Source organism: Blattabacterium cuenoti (genome assembly GCF_014252315.1).
In the GTDB taxonomy this organism is placed as follows: domain Bacteria; phylum Bacteroidota; class Bacteroidia; order Flavobacteriales; family Blattabacteriaceae; genus Blattabacterium; species Blattabacterium cuenoti_AI.
In genome coordinates, this window is the sequence record NZ_CP059216.1 from 501,814 (window position 1) to 523,377 (window position 21,564).

The following is a 21,564-nucleotide window of genomic DNA, read 5'->3' on the forward strand; positions in this document are numbered from 1 at the left end:
AATATTAATTGATAATTATATTTATGACAAAAAATAAAAAAAAAGAAATATTTAAAAATTATGGAAAATCTGTTTTAGATACAGGATCTTCAAAAGTTCAAATAGCATTATTTACTTATAGGATAAATCATTTGAATAATCATTTAGAAAAAAATAAAAAAGATTTCAATACAGAAAGAGCTTTAATTAAATTAGTTGGTAAAAGAAAAAAATTGTTAAAGTATATTGAAAAAAATGATTTAAAAAGTTACAAAGATATTATAAAACATTTGGGATTAAGGAAATAAATTTTTCATTTAATATTTTTTCCTAAATAAAGAATAAGAAATATGTATGTCAAATATTATAAAAGAAACTATCTTATTAAAAGATGGTAGAAAAATAAGCATAGAAACTGGATTTTTAGCAAAACAAGCCGATGGATCAGCTATAGTTAGAATAAATGATACAATGTTATTAGCAACTGTAGTCATATCTAACAATATAAAAAACGAATCAAATTTTTTTCCTTTAACTGTTGATTATAGAGAAAAGTATTATGCAGGGGGAAAAATACCTGGAGGATTCATAAAAAGAGAAGGTAGACCTTCTAATGAAGAAATCTTAACAATGAGATTAGTTGATAGAGGTTTAAGGCCAATGTTTCCACAACAAAATATTTTTGATAAATCAATACAAGTTATGATTTCGTTATTATCGTATGATAATACAGTATTACCAGATGGACTAGCAGGATTAGCTGCATCAACTGCTATTTCTTTATCAGGGATCCCTTTTAATGGCCCTATATCCGAAGTACGTATTATACGATCAAAAAAAAATTTTTTAATTAATCCAAGTTTGAATCAATTAAAAGATGCAGATATTGATTTAGTTGTTGGAGCTTCTACTGATTCTATAATTATGATTGAAGGAGAAATGAAAGAAATAAAAGAAAAAGAATTTTTAGAAATAATAATAGAAGCTCATAATGCTATAAAATTACAAATTGAAGCTCAAAAAAAATTAGTTAGTAAATCAAAAATTACAAAAAAAACATGTTTATTTTCTAAATATAAATCATTATCATATTCAATAAAAATAGAAAAAGAAATTAAAATTTTAGAAAAAAAAGCAAACGAATTTTTTCCTAAAAAAATGAAAAAAATATATTCTAACTTTTTGGATAAAAAAAATAGATATATTCAAGAAAATATATTAATAAATCGTTTTAAAGAATTTTTTTTTACAAAAAAAGAATTAGAAGAAAAAGATTTTTTAATAAATCATGTTTATGAAAAAATTAAGAAAAAAATAATAAGAAATTTACTTACAAAAAAAGGAATCAGACTAGATGGACGAAATAATGTCCAAATACGTTCAATATCTAGTTATGTTGATTATTTACCTGGTGTTCACGGATCTGCTATATTTTCAAGAGGAGAAACTCAATCTTTAACAACAGTAACATTAGGATCATCATTAGATGCAAATAGAATAGACAATGTTGTTATGGAAAACAATGAAAAATTTTATTTACATTATAATTTTCCTCCATTTTCTACAGGAGAAATACGTCAAATTAGAGGAGTTACTAGACGTGAAATAGGTCATGGAAATTTAGCTCAACGTGCATTAAAAAATGTAATACCTAATAATCCATATACAATTCGTGTTGTATCAGATATACTAGAATCTAATGGATCATCTTCTATGGCAACAGTATGTGCCGCTAGTTTAGCATTAATGGATGCAGGAATACCTATAGAAAATCCTGTTTCAGGTATATCAATGGGACTAGTTATGGATAATAACAAAAAAGTTATTATATCTGATATTTTGGGAGAAGAAGATCATTTTGGAGATTTAGATTTTAAAATAACAGGAACTAAATATGGAATTACTGCATGTCAAATGGATGTTAAAAATATAAATGGATTAACATATGATATATTAAATAAAATATTAATTCAAGCTTTAGATGGACTTATTTTTATATTAGAAAAAATGAAAAATACTATTCCTGAATATAGAAAAAAAATGAAACCAAATACTCCAAAAATATATACTTTTAATATACCTAAAGAATTTATAGGATCAGTTATAGGTACAGGTGGAAAAATAATTCAAGATATACAATATTGTACTAATACAAACATTGTAATAGAAGAAAAAGGAAATTATGGATACATAGAAATTATAGGAAAAGATTTTAATAAAATAGAAAAAGCTATTAACAGAATAAAAGAAATTACATTTATTCCTGAAATAGGAAAAATTTATAAAGCAAAAGTTAAATCTATAAGAAATTTTGGTGCATTTGTAGAAATTTCTAAAGGAGTAGAAGGGTTATTGCATATATCAGAAATAGGATGGAAAAGATTAAATAATATAGAAGATGAAATTAATATAGGAGACATTATTGATGTAAAAATAATAGATATAGATGAAAAAAATAAAAAAATGAAATTATCTAGAAAAATACTTCTTCCTCGTCCAAAAAAAAATGAATTTAATACTTAATTAAAGTAAATAATAATATGAGACAACTTAAAATAACTAAACAAGTAACAAATAGAGAATCTGAATCATTAGATAAATATCTTCATGAAATAGGAAAAATTCCGTTATTAACTCCAGAAGAAGAGGTAGAATATGCTAGAAAAGCCAGAAAAGGAGATGTTTCATCAATAAATAAATTGGTTAATGCAAATTTAAGATTTGTTGTATCAGTTGCTAAACAATATCAAAATCAAGGGCTAAGTTTATGTGATTTAATTAATGAAGGGAACCTAGGTCTTATAAAAGGAATATTACGTTTTGATGAAACAAGAGGATTTAAATGTATATCATATGTTGTCTGGTGGATAAGACAAGCTATATTACAAGCAATAGCAGAACAATCACGTTCTATTCGTCAACCAACCAATAAACTTGCATTACTAAACAAAATATTAAAAACATTGTCTCAGTTAGAACAAGAATTACAAAGAACTCCATCCATAAGAGAAATAGCTGATTATTTAAATATGAGTGAAAAAGATGTAGAAGATTCTATTAAAAATTCAGGAAGACATATATCAATGGATGCTCCATTAGTAGAAGGAGAAGATTCTAATTTATATGATTTAGTAAGATCAGACGAATCCCCTCGTCCAGATGAAGATTTAGAAAAAGAATCCTTAAGAAAGGATATAAAAAGAATTTTAGAAACTTTGAGTGAAAGAGAACGTCGTGTAATTATTTTACATTTCGGATTAAATGGATCTCCACCTATGACATTAGAAGAAGTTGGACAATTTTGTGATCTAACAAGAGAACGTGTTAGACAAATAGAAAGTATTGCTTTAAAAAGATTAAAACATTCTTCTAGAAGCAAAATATTAAAACCGTATTTGGGATAAAAAAAAAGACCTCGAAGGGATTCGAACCCATAACCTTCTGATCCGTAATCAGATGCTCTTTCCATTTAAGCTACGAGGCCTAAAAAATAATATTGCAAATATATAAAAATTAAGATTGAATAATTTTAATAAATTTTTCTATATCTAGAGAACATTTTCCGATTAATCCTCCATCTACATCTTTATTTGAAAAAATTTTTTTTGAATTTAAATCATTTATACTTCCACCATATAAAATCGGTAATTGTTCAGATATATATTTATTATATTTACATGAAAATTTATAACGAATAAAACTATGCATTTTTTGAATCTGATCATCTGACGCTGTTAATCCTGTTCCAATAGACCATACAGGTTCATATGCAATATATAAAAATCGTATTTCATCTAAAGAACAATTAAAAATTGTTTTTTTTAATTGAGATTCAATAGAAATAAAATGATTATTTTTATTTCTATCATCAATAGTTTCTCCTACACAAAATATAACTTTTATTCTATTTTTTATGGCTGTTTTTACTTTTTCTAATAAAAAATCATCTTTTTCTAAAAAAAATTTTTTTCTTTCACTATGACCAATTATAACTCTATTAATTCCAATAGATTTTATCATTAAAGCAGATACTTCTCCAGTATATGATCCTTTATCCATTGAGTAAATATTTTGAGCTGCAATTTTTAAAGAAGTACCTTGAGATATTTGATTTGATATATGTAAAAAAGGAAAAGAAGGAGCTATAATTATTTCTTTGTTATGAATAATTTTTCTATCAAAAACAAATTTTATAAAATTTCTTAGAAAAGTAGTGGTTTTATGTAAATCATAATTCATTTTCCAGTTTGCAACTATAATTTTTTTTTTCATCATTAAATTTTTATTTTTATAAAAATTTTTTATAATTTTTTTTGTAATAAAAAATAACATCAACTAATATAATTAAATAATTATCATTTAACTGTTGATATGATATATTAAATAAATTTTTTCTTAAGTATAATAGTTTATTTAATATTATATCTATAGAACAATTTTTATTTTCTATTATTTTTACCAATTTTTTTATTGTTTTTATTTTTTTTTTATATAATATAATTGCATTATTATTTGATATTTTTTTTTCACATTTTAATTCTATTTTAATTAATGCAATTATTAAATAATTTATAACATCTATATATGTATCTATAATTTTCTCTTCTTTTACAGAAAAAGATTTTTTTATATTAATATTTTTTATACGAATAATTTTAATTAATATTTGATCTATTATAGAATAATTTTTTAGAATTATCCATGATAATCCATAGTATTTTAATTTTTCAAGAAAAATATTTTCACATTTTTTAATAATAAAGGAAAATAACATAATAATTAACTTTATATTTTTTTAAAATAAAATATATTAAAAATAAATTAATGACAATTAATTGCGCTGGGTGTTTAATAAAGTTTGATAAACCAAAAATAATGGGAATAGTTAATCTTACTCCAGATTCTTTTTATGATGGAGGATCATTAAATTCTGAAAATAAAATATTAAAACACGTAGAATATATGTTAAAAAATGGAGCTGATTTTATTGATATTGGAGGTTGTTCTACAAGACCAGGATCTAATTTAGTAACAGAAAAAGAAGAATTTAAAAGAGTTATTGTTCCAATTAAAATGATTATAAAAAATTTTCCTAAAATTAAAATATCTATAGATACTTTTCGAAGTAAAATAGCAAAAGCAGCTATAGATGAAGGGGTTGTTATGATTAACGATATATCTGGAGGAAATATGGATAATAATATGTTTCCATTATTAAAAAAATTTAATATTCCATATATATTAACCCATATGAAAGGACATCCAAAATATATGCAAAAAAATACTTTTTATTCTAATAATATAATTATAGAATTAAATAATTTTTTCTCAAAAAAAATTTCTTTATTAAAAAAATATGGAATTAATGATATTATTTTAGATCCTGGATTTGGATTTGGAAAAACATTAGAACAAAATTTTCAATTATTAAAACATTTATCTTTATTTGGATTTAATGATCATTTAATATTAATAGGAATATCAAGAAAATCCATGATAAATAATTTATTAAAACTTTCTTCTTGTTATAAATCTTTAAATGCTACCTCTATTATACATACTATAGCATTAATAAAAAATAAAGGAGTAAAATTACTTCGTGTTCATGATATAAAAGAGGCATTAGAATGTGTAAAAATAACACAATTTTATAAAAAATTTATATAAAAAAAGTATAAAAAACACTTTGTTCCATAAATTTTTACACATTTTAAAAACATATTTTATTGATATTATAGATATATCCTTAGTAACAATTATTTTATTAAAAATATATAGACTTGTTTACAATACCGCAGCATTAAACATTTTTTATGGAATAATTGCAACTTTTATTTTTTGGAAGATTGTAGAAACTTATAACATGAGATTTTTAAGCATAGTAATAAGCACCTTTTTTAAAGGAGGATTTCTAGCTTTAATTATTCTTTTCCAACCAGAAATAAGAAAATTTCTTTTAATAGTAGGAAGTAGATTATTTATAAATAAATTTATTTTATCATTTTTTAAAAAACCTATAATATCCATAAAAAAAGAAACTATAGAAAGCGTTACAAATGCTTGTGCTATTTTTTCTAGAGATAAAACTGGAATTTTAATAGTTATTAAACTACAACAAGATCTAAATAATTTTATTAAAAATGGTGATGATATGAATGTTAAAGTAAATACTCCAATATTAGAAAGTATTTTTTATAAAAACAGTCCATTACATGATGGTGCTACTATTATAGCAGATAATAAAATAATAAAAACAAGAGCAATACTTCCCGTTTCTTATAACAAAGATATTCCATATAGATTAGGACTTAGACATAGAGCTGCATTTGGTATTACTGAAAAAACAGATGCAATATGTTTAGTAATTTCCGAAGAAACAGGATATATATCTTATATTAAAAATGGAAATAGAATAATAATAACAAATATTAATAATTTAAGAACAATACTAGAAAAAGATATAACATAAAGAATTTATGAAAATTAAAGAAATATATCAAAAATATTACTCTATTTCCTCTGGAATAGAAATAAATAGTAAAAAAGTTAAAAAAGGATCTATATTCATAGCTTTAAAAGGAAAAAACTTTGATGGTAATCAATTTGCGTTAGAAGCTATATCTAAAGGAGCTTTACTATCTATAATAGATAATAAAAAATATTTTGTTAGTTGTAAAAAAATTCTTCTTGTAAAGAATACTTTATTTTTATTACAAGAACTAGCTTTCTATCATAGAAGTATAAATAAACATATACCTATAATTGCAATTGTAGGAAGTAATGGAAAAACTACAACAAAAGAACTTATAAGAAGTGTATTATATAATAAATATAAAAAAATTCATTATACAAAAAATAATTATAACAATCATATAGGAATTCCATTAACAATATTATCTATGTCTAATAATTCGCAAATATCAGTTATAGAAATAGGAGCAAGTCATAAAAACGAAATAAAAAATATGTGTTCTATAGTAAATCCAGATTATGGATATATTACTAATTTTGGAAAAGCACATCTAGAAGGATTTGGAGGAATTAAAGGTGTTATAAATGGAAAATTAGAATTATATGAATTTTTAAAAAAAAAAAATAAATTAGTATTTGTAAATGGAGATGATTCAATTCAAATATCTAATAGTAATAAAATAAAAAGATTTGTTTTTTCTGGAAAAAAAAATATCAATACAAATGTAAAATTTAAATATTTATGCAATATATCTGGAATAAAATCTATTCTTTATATAAAAAATATAAAAATAGTATCATCCCTAGTAGGAAATTATAATTTATATAATATAGCAGCATCTATAACTATAGGAATATACTTTAAAATTTCTTTAAAAAAAATTAAAAAATCAATAGAAGAATATACTTCAAAAAATTATAGATCTCAAATAATAAATAAAAATAATGTAAAAATTATTGTTGATTGTTATAATGCTAACCCTACTAGTATGATTAAATCACTTACTTTTTTTAATAAAAATATTAATGGAAATAAAATGGTTATATTAGGAGATATGTTAGAATTAGGATCTTTTTCTAATAAAGAACATGAAAAAATTATATATTTCTTAACTAAAAGTGATATAAATATTGCATTTTTAATTGGATATATATTTTTTAATACTAAATATATAAAATCAAATAAAACAGAAATAATAAAATTCTTAGAAAAAAAAAATTTTATAAATTGGATAAAAAAAAATCCTATTAGAAAAACAAACTTTATCTTTGTAAAAGGTTCAAGAAAAATAGAATTAGAAAATATTATTCCATTTATTAATCCAATTTAATTTTTAAATATAATATATATTTATATTTGCATATGTTATAAAAATGATTTTATTCAGTAAAAGGAATTTTTTATGAAAAAGATTACTGAAAAAACCTATTTTAAATGGTTTAAAGACATGTCTTTTTGGAGAAAATTCGAAGATAAGTGCCGTTCTTTATATTTAAAACAAAAAATAAAAGGATTTTTACATTTATATAATGGACAAGAAGCTATTCCAGCAGGAATAACTCATTCTATTAATATTGGAATAGATAATTTAATTACTGCTTATAGATGTCATATATTACCTATGTCTATGGGGGTAGATCCTAAAATGATTATGGCAGAACTTATGGGGAAAAAAACAGGAACATCAAAGGGTATAGGTGGATCAATGCATATTTTCAGTAAAAAATATCGTTTTTATGGAGGACATGGAATAGTAGGAGGACAGATTCCTTTAGGAGCTGGTATTGCATTTGCAGATAAATATTTTAATAGAGAATCTGTAACAATAACATTAATGGGAGATGGAGCTATTAGACAAGGATCTTTACATGAAACTTTTAATATGTCAATGTTATGGAAACTTCCAATTGTATTTATATGTGAAAACAATAAATATGCTATGGGAACTTCTGTAAAAAGAAGTTCTAATATAAACGATATATCTAAAATAGGATTATCATATGAAATGCCTACTTTTTCAGTAAATGGAATGAATCCTGAAGAAATTGCAAAAATTGTTTTTTTAGCGGTTGAAAGAGCAAGAAAAGGAAAAGGGCCTACATTTTTAGATGTAAAAACATATAGATATAGAGGACATTCTATGTCAGATTCTGAATCATATAGAACTAAAGAAGAAATTCTTTTTTATAAAGAAAAAGATCCTATTATATATGTGAAAAATTATATTTTAAAAAATAAATGGTATACTGAAAAAAATTTAAATTTTGTAGAAAATAAAGTTAAAAAAGAAGTTGAATTTTGTGTTGAATTTGCAGAAAAATCAAAATTACCTTCATTGGACGATATGTATAACGTAGTTTATGATGAAACTAATTATCCTTTTTTAGATTATTAAAAATATTTATCATTTAATAAAAAAATTTTTAACATGGCAGAAATAATATCTATGCCCCAACTAAGTGACACCATGGAAGAGGGGACTGTAATTAAATGGAATAAAAAAATAGGAGAAAAAGTTGTAGAAGGAGATATAATAGCAGAAATAGAAACAGACAAAGCTATTCAAGATTTTGAAATAGATGTTAGTGGTATTTTATTATTTATAGGAGTTAAAGAAGGAGAAAAAACAAAAGTTAACGATATAATAGCAATTATAGGAGAAGAAGGAGAAGATATTAATCATTTGATTAAACAAAAAAATTTAAAAAATAATTTACAAGAAGAAAAAAAAGATAATGAAAGAAAATTTATATCTCCTGCAGCAAGAAGATTGATAAAAAAAATGAATGTACCCATAGAAACATTTAAAAATGGAAGTGGATCTCACGGTAGAATAATCAAAAAAGATATTGAAACATTAAAAAATGAAAATAATATTAATAAAATTATTCATTCCTCTATGAGAAAAAAAATAGCTAAACATCTTTCTAAATCAAAAATTTCTGCTCCACATTATTATATATTTTCTGAAATAAATGTAGATAAACTAATTAAATTAAGAGAAAAATTTAATGATAAACTTTCTATAGATGAAAGAATATCTTTTAACGATATTATAATAAAAGCTGTTGCTCAATCATTAAAAAAATTTCCTAAAATGAATGTATCATGGAATGATGAATATATTTTGTTTCATAAAAATATAAATATTGGTATTGCAGTAGCAGTTGAAGATGGATTAATTGTTCCAGTAATTAAAAATGTTGATCATAAATCAGTATTACAAATATCTAAAGAAATAAAAGAAAAAGTATTACGTTCAAAAGAAAAAAAAATACAAATAAACGAGTTAGAAGATAGTACATTTACTGTATCTAATCTAGGAATGTATGATACAGATTCATTTACATCTATTATAAATATTCCAAATTCATCAATAATTTCTGTAGGATCTATAGTAAGACGACCTGTAGTTATAGGATCTAAAATAGAAATAGGAAGTATTATGAAAATAACATTATCTTGTGATCATAGAATAATAGATGGAGCGTTAGGGAGTCTTTATATACGATTATTAAAAAAATATTTAGAAGATCCTTTTATTATATTTTTATGATTTTTTTTTTATAAAAAATTTGTTATAAAATGAATATTTAATAATAGGTATTATTAATATTAACGACATTAATACATTTGAAATATATTCTATAAATTTATTATAAATAAAATTTTTTTCATAAAAAAAATTTATTATTAATCTTACTCCAAGTATTATTATTATCATATAAATAAAATTATTTAATTTTGGAATTTTTTCTACTAATTTTATAAAAAATTTTGTTGATAATCTTATGGATAAGATACTTGTTAATATACTAATAAATAATAATAATAAATTTTTTGATATAGCTATAGAAGCAAATACATTATCTATAGAAAAAGATAAATCTATTAATTCTACATATAATATAATTTTCCATAAAGAATTATTTTTTGTATTTATTTTATTATTTTTAATAATTTTATTTTTAAATTTATTTATGTAATAATTTATTCCAGTAAAAATTAAATAAATTCCAGCTATTATTTTTACCCATTTCATATTTATTAATATAGAAGTAAACAATAAACATAATATTCTAAATAAATAAGCACTGATGGTTCCATATTTTATAGCTTTATTTCTATCTTCATTATTATCTAAATTCATTATAATAGAAGATAAAACAACGGCATTATCTATAGATAATATACTTTCTACTATAAACAAATTACCTATAGTTAAGATGGATGAAAAAGGATTATTTATTATATCATATAAATATTCTATCATTTAATTATTAATATTTTTCTAACAAAATTAATTTTTTATAAAAACTTTTTTTTAACATCAAATTTTTATGATTACCTTGTTCTATAATTTTTCCTTTTTCTAAAACAATTATATGATCTGAATTTTCTATCAAAGTATTAGATATTCTATTTGATATTATTAAAGATGTTTTATTTTTAATTATTATTTTCAATAGTTTATGTATTTTTATTTCAGATTCTGAATCCAAAGAAGAAGTTACTTCATCTAAAATAATTATTTTAGGATTTCTTAATATAATTCTTGCTATACAAATTTTTTGTTTTTGGTATAAAGATAATTTATTTCCATTATATCCAATTATTGTATTATATCCTTTTGAAAGATTTTTTATAAAAAAATGTATGTTAGCTATTTTTGCTGCTTGTATTATAGTATTCATTGATGAATTTTTATTAATTTCTGGTGATATATTATTTAGTATAGAATCATTAAGTATAATTGGATTTTTAGTTATTATTCCTAATAATTTTCTATAATCTATAATTTTTAATTCATCAATATTAAATCCGTCTATTGTTATTTTTCCTGAAGTTACATTATAAAATTTTGCTAATAAATTAGCTATAATAGATTTTCCACTTCCTGATCTTCCTACTAATGCAACAGATTCTCCTTTTTTTAAATAGAAATTTAAATTTTCTAATAAAACTTTCCCTTTTCTTATAAAAGAAACATTATTAAATATTATTTTTTTATTAAAAAAATTTATTGAATTTGATAAAATTTTATTTTTTTTTATATAATAATATTCAAAATTCAATATTTCTGAAACTCTTTTTGCTGCAGCTTTTCCTTTTTGAATATTAGAAATAGAATTAACTAAGTTTTTAATTGGATTAACTATTTGTAAAAATAATCCTATAAAAGGAAATAAAATTTTAGGATCCATTTCTTTTTTATATAAAAAATTTTTACCTCCATACCATATTATTATAATCATAATAACAGAACTTAAAAATTCTATTATAGGAGAAAATAATTCTTTTTTTCTATTTAGACGGATAGATAATTTTTTTTGAAATTCTGATATTTTCTCAAATTTATTTTGTATTTTATTTTCATAATTAAGAATATTTATATTTTTATAATAATTTAATGTTTCTTCTACAATAGTAGATAATTTTCCTAATTGATTTTGTACATTAGTTGAATCATTTTTCAAAATGATTTTTATAATAAAAATAAAACAAATAATAATAGGTACTAGTAAGAAAATAAATAATGTTAATTTGTAATTAATAATAAATAAAGTTAATAAATAGAATATTATAATAATAGGTGAACTAATTAAGTTATTTAATGAATGAACTATAGATATTTCTATTTCATTAATATCATTAGATAATCTTGACATTATATCTCCATTTTTTCTATCCAAAAAAAAATCTAATGGCATAAATAATATTTTTCTATGAAATTCATTTCTAATATCTTTTATTATAGAACTTTTTATTTCTATCAATATATATTCTGATATATATTTAAATATACTTCTTATAAAAAACATAGAAATAATGAATATACAAAATATAGTTAAAGTATTTATTTTTCCATATTTATAAGAAAAAAATTCAATATAATATTGAAAATAATTTTTGAATAAATCTATAAATCCATTAAAATAATTTAATGATGTTATTTTATTATTTTTTTTATTATTGTCAAGGATAAAACTTAATACAGGAGAAATAGACATTATAGATATAACTGAAAATAAAGAATGTAAAAGATTACATATTATATTTATAACATAACGATATTTATAATATTTTGAATAATTGAAAATTTTTTCAAGTGCATTCATCTAATATTTTTAATTCCTTTATAAATATATACAGGATAATCCAATTTATATATAGTTCATTGATTAATAAATTATTATTAATTTATGAATTTTATATTCTATGAATTAATAGAATTAAATAAATTAAAAATTAATTTTTCATAATATATTTTTTTTGTTTAAAAACAATGTATTTATTAAAATATATTTTTTCAATTCACTTATTGAATTTAATTTTTATCCTGTTATATTTTAAATTTTTAATTATTAAAAAATCTTTTTTTTTATATATTTAAATATAAATAATAAGAATGCTATTATTGTTAATATATATTTTATATAATGTTTCATTAAAATAAAGTATAATTTTTAAAATTAAAAAATAATATGATAAATATTTTATTTATTAGTATTGAAGAAAGTTTTTTAATCATTTTTGTTGCAATTCTTATATTTGGACCAAAAAAAATTCCAGGTATAGCTAGAGGATTAGGTGAAGGAATAAGATTTTTAAAAAAAGCTAAAAAAAAAATTAAAGATGAAATAGAATGGTAGAATGGTAATTATAAAATTTTATTTATAACATTCTATATTAGATTTTTCTAATAAAACGTTTTCTAATTTTTCTAATATATTTTTTCTTAAGTCACTATTTGAATTATTAATTTCTGATTCAAGATTAGAACAATATAATTTATTATTGTCAATAAATCTTTTTTTAACTTTTATAAAAAAAATACCTTTTCTTCCTAATATTGGATTAGATATTTTATCTAATTTTAAAGAAAAAGCAGATCCAATTACTTTAGGTTCATTTTTATTATCTAAAAAAGAATCATAAAAATTTACTTTACGTGATTTATTTACTTTTTTTAAAAAATAACTTGATATTTTTTTCATATTTTTGTTATGAAATTTTTTATATAAAATATTATAAATTTTATTTTTCATTAAAAATGTGATTAATTTATTCATTTTATAACTATTAATTTCATTTTTTTTAATATTTGATAAATAAACTAAAATATAATCTTTATTTATATTTTTAAATATTTTTGTATCTCCTTTTTTTCTTTTTTTTTCAAAAGTCCAATTAATAATTTTTTTATTTAATTCATAATTAAATCCTTCTATATCAAACCATTTATTATCTTTAACATCTTTTATAAGTAAAGTTTCAAAATTATTTTTTTTTGCATTTCTTATTAACTTATCCAAATTATAATTTTTATTTTTCATGTAAAATGAAACCATTTTTTTATAAATATCATTTTTTGTTTTTATTGATGGATTTAAAGTTTTTATTATTACACCAAATTGATATGCGTTCTTAATATTTTTTTTACTATCTATTTTTACAATATGATAACCAAATTCAGTATTAATTAATCCTATAGTTCCAGTTTTATTTTTGTTAGAAAAAATATCAAAGTTTCCTATAAAATCATTTCCATTATATTTAATCCACCCTAAATTACCTTTTTTTTTATTACTTAAATCATCTGATTTTTTTAAAAAAAAATTAAATTTTTTAGGATTTTTTAATAATTTACTATATATATCTTTAGAAATTTTTATAGCATCTTCTTTTTTCCTTTTGTTTAAAGAATGAATTGCTTTGTTATGAGAAATAAGAATATGACTAATCAAGACATAATCGAAAATTATTTTCTTACCGGTTAATTTTGCAACTATATAAAGATTTCCTATTTTTAGTGGACCAAACATTGATCCAATTTTATTTTTTTTTTCTAAAAAATATTTTAAAATTGATGGAAGATTATCTTTAGTATAAAATTTATAATCAAAAGGTTTTTCAGATGTATTAGAAAAAAAATCAGAATATTTGTTAATATATTTCAATCTATTGAATAATAGATTCATATTGCTATTCATTTTTTGATCATCTTCTGATGAAGGAGTAGAACGTAATATAATAAAATTTAAATCTCTTAAATTTTCTTTTTTAAATAAAAATAAATTTTTGTTAATATAATTATGAATATCATTTTTTGATACACTTACATTATATTTTTTTTTTATTTCTGAATATGGAATATAAATATAATCAATAATGGAAAAAGATTTTTTATTATTACAATTTATTTTTACTTCTTTTTCAGATATATTTAATCCATACATTAACATTTCTATATATTTTTTAGCAAAAATTTTATTTTTTATTCTATTTTCTTCATAAGTCCAAATATTTTTTTCTTTTTCTATTTTTTCAAATATATTATTAGGATATTTATATAAACTATTTATATAAAATTTAAATTTTTCTAAGTCTAATTTTCCATTTTCATTTTGAAAATCATCTATATTACTGTATATAGACTGTGTTTCCATTGTTTTCCAAAAATCTTTTTCTGTACTATCAATCCCTATTTTTTTAGCTTGTTGATTCAATAATTTTTCGTTAACTAATATTTTCCAAGCATTATTTTCCGAATATCCCCTAAATTTTTTTAGAAATATAATACAATTTTCATAATCTTTTTTATAAATATTATCTCCATTAACTTTTCCAATCAATTCAGAATCATTTTTAAAAAATTTTGTAATAAAATTTGGATCTAATATGAAAAATATTAATGAAATTCCTATAATAAAAAATATTAACCATGTATTTTTTCTTATTTTATTCAAAAAACTCATATCATAATTTTTTTTCTAAAAAAATTTCTTCTATTTTATTTCTAGATACTTTTTTTATTTCAAGATAAAAATGTTCGTTAAGAATAATTCTTTCTCCACTGCTTGGGATATTACATGTATTAGTGACAATCCATCCGCCTAAAGTTTCATATTTTTCTGATTTTGGAATTCCTAAATTATATTTAGAATTTATAAAATCTATCTCTAATCTAGCAGAAAATAAAAATTCATTGTTATTTATTTTTTTTTCTAATAAATAAAGTTCATCATGCTCATCTTTAATATCTCCTAAAAATTCTTCTAAAATATCTTCTATAGTAATCATTCCAGCTGTTCCTCCATATTCATCTAATACTATAGCTATACTTATTTTTTTTCTTATTAAAATATCCATTATTTCTCTAACAAAAGTATTTACATATACTAATTCTACAGATCTAATAATAGATTTATCTATTAATTTAGGTTTTTTTAAAAATTCCATGTAATGAATATATCCTATAATATTATCTATATTATTTTTATAAATAATAATTTTAGATAATCCACTTTTTGTAAACATATTTCTTACATCATCTATATATGATTCTATAATATTACATGATATAATCTCTTTTCTAGGGACCATACATTCTCTAGCTTTTTTTTCAGAAAAATTTAAAGCTTTATGAAAAATATCAATTTTAGATTCTACAAAAATTTTTTTATTAAAATTTTTTTTTACATTTTTAGATAAAAAATGTATTAAATCATCTTTATCAAAAATTTTTTTTTTACAATTTTCTTCTTCTCCAAAAATTTTTAAAAATAAATTAGAAATACATATAACAAAATTTGTAATAGGAGAAAAAATTGTACATATAATATATATTGGAATAATAAATAATTTTAATAATTCATTTGAATATATACTAAATATTATTTTGGGAATAAACTCTCCAATTATTAAAATAATAATAGTTGAAAATATTGTTTCTAGTAAAAAAATCCATATAGAATTATTCAATAAATATTTAGGTAAAATAATAAAAAAAATCTTCCCCATATAAATACTATATATTACTAATGATATTGTATTTCCAATCAACATTGTTGTAATAAATTTTTTATAATCTCTAATACTTTTAGAAAGAATTTTATAACGAAAAGAATTATTTTTTTCTTCTAATTCTATTTGAAATAAATTACAAGAAATTAATGCCATTTCCATTCCAGAAAAAAAAGCAGAAATAAGTATAGTAATAAAAACTACACTGATATGAAAAACCATATTTATTTATATTAATAAAGAATCAATTTTTTATTAATATTTAATTTTTTTAAATTGTCTTTGATTTCTATTCCTTTTTTTATTACATATAAAATATTTCCATGTAAATTATATATAATTGTCTTTTTTTCATTGAAAAATAACTTTTTTTTTCTATTCCAAAAAATTTCTTCTGTATTTATAATATATCCTTTATAACTAAAAATAGTTACATTTCCTTTAATATAATAAAATAAGTCTTTAACTCCTACCATATAATCAGCTTTTATACATCCATATTTTTTGTTATTATAAAGAAATAAATATACACCATTTGGATATACGTTATAAAATTCATATTCTTTAACAAATGGTGATTTTATAATGTATTTTACAATACCTTTTTCTTTTAAAATAAAATTATAATTGAAAAAAATTTTTTTTGGAATATTATATTTTTCTGATTTTTTTAAATAAACATTTTTTTTATTACAAGAATATCCAAATAAAATAAAAAAAAATATAATAATTAATTTATTCAATTTATTACTTATTATTTTTATTGTAATTTTGTTTAATTTATAAAATAATAAAAGGTATCTTAGCTCAGTTGGTAGAGCAAAGGACTGAAAATCCTTGTGTCCCCGGTTCAATTCCGGGAGATACCACATTGTTTAATTAATTATTTTTTGTTATAAAAAAATTACTTTTCCACTTAGTTGATTCTAAAAAATTTTTATTTTCCATATAATCTATAGGATAAGATAAATCTAATCCAAATAATCCTATTGGTTTACAAAAAAAACGAAATCCAAATCCTATAGTTTTATTTATTTTTTTAGAAATTAAAGATTTATAAGAATTACCAATATTTCCACCTTCTATAAAAGTAGTAAACCAAGACTTAATTCTGTTATTATATGATTTATTAATTAGATATCTTATTTCCATAAAAATTTTTTTATAAGTAGTTCCACCATATTTTGACATTTTATATGTAGAAAAATTATCTGAAAATGAATATCCTTTTAATGGAATATGATTTTCTGATTTTTTTTCATATCCTCCCATACGAAACCTATGTACTGGAGGTATTTTTTTCATAAAAGATTCATCTGTATTATCATTAAATAAACCTATGTGCCCCATTTCTCCTCCTAAATTCATAACCAAGTTTCTATAAATTTTTTTATACCAATTTCCTGATAATTTAAATTTAAAATAGTTCATAACTATAGTTTTTTTTTCTTTAGGAATAATTTTTGTAATTGAAAAATTACTTGAATTCAATTCTTTTTTATTTTTTTCATAAATATTTCCTATAATATTATACGGAAAGCTAGACATAATCTCTAAATTAAAAATAGATCCTTTAAATGGAAAGGATTCTTTATTTGTTAAATTTCTATTGATAGAAAATAAATAATATAAATTCTTAAAATTAAAAATTCCTTTTTTACCATATATAGAACGATCAGTATCTTTAGGTGTAACAATTTTTTCTCTATTTATAGAAGTTACTACTTTTAAATTAGGATAAACAGAAATTTCTTTTTTTAATTCTAATGAATTTTTAATTTTTTTTAATAAAAATTCATCATTTTTATTAATTAAATAATTATCATCAAATGGATGATTATCATTATTAAATAATTTTTTTATAGAAAAATCATTTTCAATCTTTAATGATGTTGAATCATTTATATATATCCAAGGTTTTACAAGTGAAACACCAATAGATTTAAAATCTTTTTCAAGATTACTAAAAATTATTAATTTATCACCATCACCTTGAGGAATAGGATCCCAAGATTTATATCTTGGAATATTTTTAATAGACAAATTATTAAAAATCATTTTTAAATTACCATAAAATTTTTTAATATTATATCCATTAAATCCTCCGCTAATCTGAAAATCGTTATTATTTTTTTCTTTTACATTCCATTCTATATCTATATAATTATTATCATTTGAATCTATAATTATTTTAAAAAATATTTTTTCAAAAAGAAATAATTTTTCTATATTATGCATACTTTCTTTAATTTTTTCTATAGAAAATAATTCTCCTGTATGGATTTTTAATACTCTTTTAATTACATAATCTTTAGTTATATTATTCCCAACAATTTTTATATTTTTTATGTAAACAGGTAATTTTTCTTTTATTATTATTTTTAAATTTATTTTATTATTTTCTTTTATAACTTCTTCTATAGGAACAATAGACACAAAAATATGACCTAAATTTAGGTAATGATTAAATATACTATGATAAGATGGATCTACTATATTTTTTTGTATTTTAATTACATTATAAATATCTTCTTTATTATAAGAAAATATTTTTTTCAAATCTTTATCTTTAACATATGAATTTCCTATAAATTTAACATCTCCTAAATAATATTTTTTCCCTTCAATTATTCTTATTTTTATCCCATAATTACCAGATTTTTTTTTCCAAACATAATCCAAAAATACTTTAGCAAATCTAAATCCTAAAGATTGATATTTTTTCTTTATTTTTTCTAAATTTTTATCAATACTATCACGAATGAATAATCGAATAGGTTTTTCAATTATTGTTGATATTAAAAATAATTTATCATTTTTTAATAAACTAAATAAATCTTTATCATTAATAATATTATTTCCTTCAAAAATAAATTCTTCTATTTCTATTTTTTTTCCTTTATTAATAAGAAAATGTAATATAAATTTTCCTTTTTCATTATTTATTTTACTATCAATTTTTACTTCATTAAAACCTTTTTTTTTATAAAAATTTTTAATTTCATTTTTAATATCCTGAATATTAAATTCAGAAATTATATCTCCATATTTATCTTTTATAAATGATGATAACTGTTTATCTATTATAATATTACCATATTCTTCTTCTTCTATACATATTTCATGTATTTCCATCAAATCTTCCAATTTTATAAATAAATCAATTACATTTTTATATTTTACTTTTTTGTAAACAGATATATTTTTAAACAAATTACTTTTCCATAATCTATTAACAACATTATTAATTTTTATTTCATAGTAATCTATTGATTCTCCAACATTAATTTTAGATATATTTAATATAAAATTTTTATCATATTTAGTATTTCCTATTATATAAATGTTGTTTATAATCATATCATGATTATCTTGATTATTTACTGTATTTTTATAATTTTTAGAATGCGAATAATTCAATGATATTAAAACGCAAAAAATGTAATACAAAAAGAAATTTTTTTTCATTAATTAATAGTTAAAAATTTAAATTTTATATTTTACCGAAACGACGTTTCCTTTTTTGAAAATTAATTATAGCTTCAAAAAAATCTTTTTTTCTAAAATCAGGCCATAATATATCAGTAAAATAAAATTCTGCATAAGCAGATTGCCATAATAAAAAATTACTAATTCTTAATTCTCCACTAGTTCTTATAATAAGATCTACATCAGGAATATTTTTAGTATATAAATGATTTTGAAAAAAAGAATAATTAATATCTTTTATAGAATACTTTCCCTTTCCTTTAATAATTTTTTCAGCAATGTTTTTGGTTGCTCTTAAAATTTCTTCTCTAGCACCATAACTTATAGCTAATATTAAAGTTCCAGATTTATTATGTTTAGTTTTATCCATAAAATAGATAAGCTTCTTTTGTATTAATCTAGATAATTTATGAATATCTCCTATAACAAGAATTTTTAATTTCTTTTTATTAACTTCTTCTAAAGAATTATCAAAATTTTTATAAAATAAATCCATTAGATTATCTATTTCTTGTTTCGGTCTATTCCAATTTTCATAAGAAAATACATACAAAGTAATATAAGATATACCCAATTCTTGACATGCATTTAAAGAATCTATTATAGATTGAATCGATTTTTCATATCCAAAAGATCTTAATTTTCCTCTTTTTTTTGCCCAACGTCCATTTCCATCCATAATAATGGCAACATGATTAGGTATATTATTATAATCTATTTTTTTTAACAAATTATTCATAAAAAAAATTATGATTATAAAAATTTATCTGCAAATATATAAATAATTTTTTTTCACAATTTTTTCAATTTCTTTTATCTGCACCCCATAAAAGTTTTTCTCTAAGAGTTTTATAATAAGTATTTTTTCCTTCTTGATATATATATATGTAAAAAGGTGCTTTTTTAATATATAATTCATTTTCTTTTATTAATGATATTAATCTTGTATCCATAGATAAAGAATAATATTTTACTCTACTATGTACTTTTAAATGAATTTTTTTACAATCAGATATAACTAAAGGACGAGAAAATAAATTATGTGGAGATATAGGAGTAAGAACAAAATTTTTATTTTCTGGACTAATAATAGGCCCTCCACAACTCAAAGAATAACCGGTAGAACCAGTAGGTGTAGATATTATTAATCCATCAGACCAATAAGATGTTAAAAATTCATTATCAATGAATACATCAATAGTAATCATAGAAACTGTTTCATTACGAAATATAACTATTTCATTTAATGCAAAATTGAAAAATAAATTTGTATTATTTATAGAAGTTTCTAACTGTAATAAACTTCTAGGCATTAGATACAATTTTTTACTAAAAATATTATCCATATTTTTAATAAAAACATCTTTACTAAAAGTTGCTAAAAATCCTAAATTACCAGTATTAACTCCAACTATAGGTATTCCTAAATCTTGTATAAGTGTAATAGCAGATAAAATAGTCCCATCTCCTCCAAAAGTGAACATAATATCGCAATTTTTTAATTCTTCATATTTGGAAAATACATATAATTTTATTTTATGAAATTCTTTAAAATAAAGTAATTTTTTGAAAAAAGATTTTTCTACATAAATATCTATAGAATGATTAAAAACATATATCAAAAATTGATTTATATATATTATATTTTTGTATTCTATTTTTTGTCCATATAGTGCTATTTTCATATTAAAAAATAAAATAATTTTTTTATTATAAATTTGTTTTAATTGACTTAAAAATACTTCATTATCAATAAAATAAAAGAATCAACATTTCCATCAAAAATATTATTATTTGGAGAATATAGTATTTTAGAA

General features: G+C 19.8%; 19 protein-coding genes and 2 tRNA genes. 10 read left to right on the forward strand and 11 right to left on the reverse strand.

Going from position 1 to position 21,564, the window contains the following annotated elements; all coding sequences use genetic code 11:
- Nucleotides 1-23: 23 nt before the first annotated feature.
- Genes rpsO through H0H39_RS02490 form a run of 3 tightly spaced genes read left to right on the forward strand, consistent with a single transcriptional unit; the run spans nucleotide 24 to nucleotide 3,383 of the window.
- A complete protein-coding gene (gene rpsO / locus H0H39_RS02480) occupies nucleotides 24-287 on the forward strand; it encodes a 30S ribosomal protein S15 (RefSeq protein WP_185877305.1) in 264 nt (87 codons plus the stop codon).
- 46 nt (nucleotides 288-333) lie between these two features.
- Entirely contained in the window at nucleotides 334-2,502 is a 2,169-nt protein-coding gene (locus tag H0H39_RS02485) for a polyribonucleotide nucleotidyltransferase (protein WP_185877306.1), read from the forward strand.
- 17 nt (nucleotides 2,503-2,519) lie between these two features.
- Entirely contained in the window at nucleotides 2,520-3,383 is an 864-nt protein-coding gene (locus tag H0H39_RS02490; protein ID WP_185877307.1) for a sigma-70 family RNA polymerase sigma factor, read from the forward strand.
- Between the two features lie 6 nt (nucleotides 3,384-3,389).
- Here the strand turns inward: H0H39_RS02490 and H0H39_RS02495 are convergent.
- The 3 genes from H0H39_RS02495 to H0H39_RS02505 form a co-directional block, all read right to left on the reverse strand.
- Nucleotides 3,390-3,463: transfer RNA gene (locus H0H39_RS02495), tRNA-Arg, on the reverse strand.
- 29 nt (nucleotides 3,464-3,492) lie between these two features.
- On the reverse strand, nucleotides 3,493-4,251 hold the full coding sequence (gene tpiA, locus H0H39_RS02500; RefSeq protein WP_185877308.1) for a triose-phosphate isomerase: 759 nt from the start codon (nucleotides 4,249-4,251) through the stop codon (nucleotides 3,493-3,495).
- 16 nt (nucleotides 4,252-4,267) lie between these two features.
- Nucleotides 4,268-4,753, reverse strand: a complete 486-nt coding sequence (locus H0H39_RS02505) for a nucleotide modification associated domain-containing protein (protein ID WP_185877309.1) — start codon at nucleotides 4,751-4,753, stop codon at nucleotides 4,268-4,270.
- A 50-nt stretch (nucleotides 4,754-4,803) separates the two neighbouring features.
- Here H0H39_RS02505 and folP point away from each other — a divergent pair, with 50 nt between their 5' ends.
- The 5 genes from folP (at nucleotide 4,804) to H0H39_RS02530 (ending at nucleotide 10,007) form a co-directional block, all read left to right on the forward strand.
- Nucleotides 4,804-5,646, forward strand: a complete 843-nt coding sequence (gene folP / locus H0H39_RS02510; protein WP_185877310.1) for a dihydropteroate synthase — start codon at nucleotides 4,804-4,806, stop codon at nucleotides 5,644-5,646.
- Nucleotides 5,647-5,665: 19 nt separating this feature from the next.
- A complete protein-coding gene (locus tag H0H39_RS02515) occupies nucleotides 5,666-6,448 on the forward strand; it encodes a diadenylate cyclase (RefSeq protein ID WP_238785640.1) in 783 nt (260 codons plus the stop codon).
- Between the two features lie 7 nt (nucleotides 6,449-6,455).
- Nucleotides 6,456-7,781, forward strand: coding sequence for a UDP-N-acetylmuramoyl-tripeptide--D-alanyl-D-alanine ligase (locus tag H0H39_RS02520; protein WP_185877311.1), 1,326 nt, complete (start codon nucleotides 6,456-6,458; stop codon nucleotides 7,779-7,781).
- 72 nt (nucleotides 7,782-7,853) lie between these two features.
- Nucleotides 7,854-8,846 (forward strand): pyruvate dehydrogenase (acetyl-transferring) E1 component subunit alpha, encoded by a 993-nt coding sequence (pdhA, locus tag H0H39_RS02525; protein ID WP_185877312.1) that lies wholly within the window; start codon nucleotides 7,854-7,856, stop codon nucleotides 8,844-8,846.
- 33 nt (nucleotides 8,847-8,879) lie between these two features.
- Complete coding sequence (locus H0H39_RS02530) at nucleotides 8,880-10,007, forward strand: dihydrolipoamide acetyltransferase family protein (protein ID WP_185877313.1); 1,128 nt, start codon at nucleotides 8,880-8,882, stop codon at nucleotides 10,005-10,007.
- On the opposite strand, the gene H0H39_RS02535 is transcribed toward H0H39_RS02530, so the two are convergent.
- Nucleotides 10,002-10,724, reverse strand: a complete 723-nt coding sequence (locus H0H39_RS02535) for a TerC family protein (protein WP_185877314.1) — start codon at nucleotides 10,722-10,724, stop codon at nucleotides 10,002-10,004. The genes H0H39_RS02530 and H0H39_RS02535 overlap by 6 nt on opposite strands.
- 7 nt (nucleotides 10,725-10,731) lie before the next feature.
- Nucleotides 10,732-12,570: an ABC transporter ATP-binding protein gene (locus tag H0H39_RS02540; RefSeq protein WP_185877315.1), complete on the reverse strand. Its 1,839-nt coding sequence runs from the start codon at nucleotides 12,568-12,570 to the stop codon at nucleotides 10,732-10,734.
- 366 nt (nucleotides 12,571-12,936) lie between these two features.
- Between H0H39_RS02540 and H0H39_RS02545 the strand changes: the two genes are divergently transcribed.
- Nucleotides 12,937-13,104, forward strand: coding sequence for a Sec-independent protein translocase subunit TatA/TatB (locus tag H0H39_RS02545; protein ID WP_185877316.1), 168 nt, complete (start codon nucleotides 12,937-12,939; stop codon nucleotides 13,102-13,104).
- Between the two features lie 18 nt (nucleotides 13,105-13,122).
- On the opposite strand, the gene H0H39_RS02550 is transcribed toward H0H39_RS02545, so the two are convergent.
- The 3 genes from H0H39_RS02550 to H0H39_RS02560 are packed head-to-tail and all read right to left on the reverse strand — an operon-like array spanning nucleotide 13,123 to nucleotide 17,001.
- Complete coding sequence (locus H0H39_RS02550) at nucleotides 13,123-15,210, reverse strand: SurA N-terminal domain-containing protein (protein ID WP_185877317.1); 2,088 nt, start codon at nucleotides 15,208-15,210, stop codon at nucleotides 13,123-13,125.
- Nucleotide 15,211: 1 nt separating this feature from the next.
- A complete protein-coding gene (locus H0H39_RS02555) occupies nucleotides 15,212-16,480 on the reverse strand; it encodes a hemolysin family protein (RefSeq protein WP_185877318.1) in 1,269 nt (422 codons plus the stop codon).
- A gap of 11 nt (nucleotides 16,481-16,491) precedes the next feature.
- Nucleotides 16,492-17,001 (reverse strand): hypothetical protein, encoded by a 510-nt coding sequence (locus H0H39_RS02560; protein ID WP_238785641.1) that lies wholly within the window; start codon nucleotides 16,999-17,001, stop codon nucleotides 16,492-16,494.
- A 53-nt stretch (nucleotides 17,002-17,054) separates the two neighbouring features.
- Between H0H39_RS02560 and H0H39_RS02565 the strand changes: the two genes are divergently transcribed.
- Nucleotides 17,055-17,127, forward strand: a tRNA-Phe gene (locus tag H0H39_RS02565).
- A gap of 10 nt (nucleotides 17,128-17,137) precedes the next feature.
- On the opposite strand, the gene H0H39_RS02570 is transcribed toward H0H39_RS02565, so the two are convergent.
- The 3 genes from H0H39_RS02570 to H0H39_RS02580 form a co-directional block, all read right to left on the reverse strand.
- Nucleotides 17,138-19,726 carry a BamA/OMP85 family outer membrane protein gene (locus H0H39_RS02570; protein ID WP_185877319.1) on the reverse strand — a complete coding sequence of 863 codons (2,589 nt, stop codon included), beginning with the start codon at nucleotides 19,724-19,726 and terminating at the stop codon, nucleotides 17,138-17,140.
- Between the two features lie 25 nt (nucleotides 19,727-19,751).
- A complete protein-coding gene (gene uppS, locus H0H39_RS02575) occupies nucleotides 19,752-20,486 on the reverse strand; it encodes a polyprenyl diphosphate synthase (RefSeq protein ID WP_185877320.1) in 735 nt (244 codons plus the stop codon).
- 64 nt (nucleotides 20,487-20,550) lie between these two features.
- Entirely contained in the window at nucleotides 20,551-21,432 is an 882-nt protein-coding gene (locus H0H39_RS02580) for an NAD kinase (protein WP_185877321.1), read from the reverse strand.
- Between the last annotated feature and the right edge of the window lie 132 nt (nucleotides 21,433-21,564).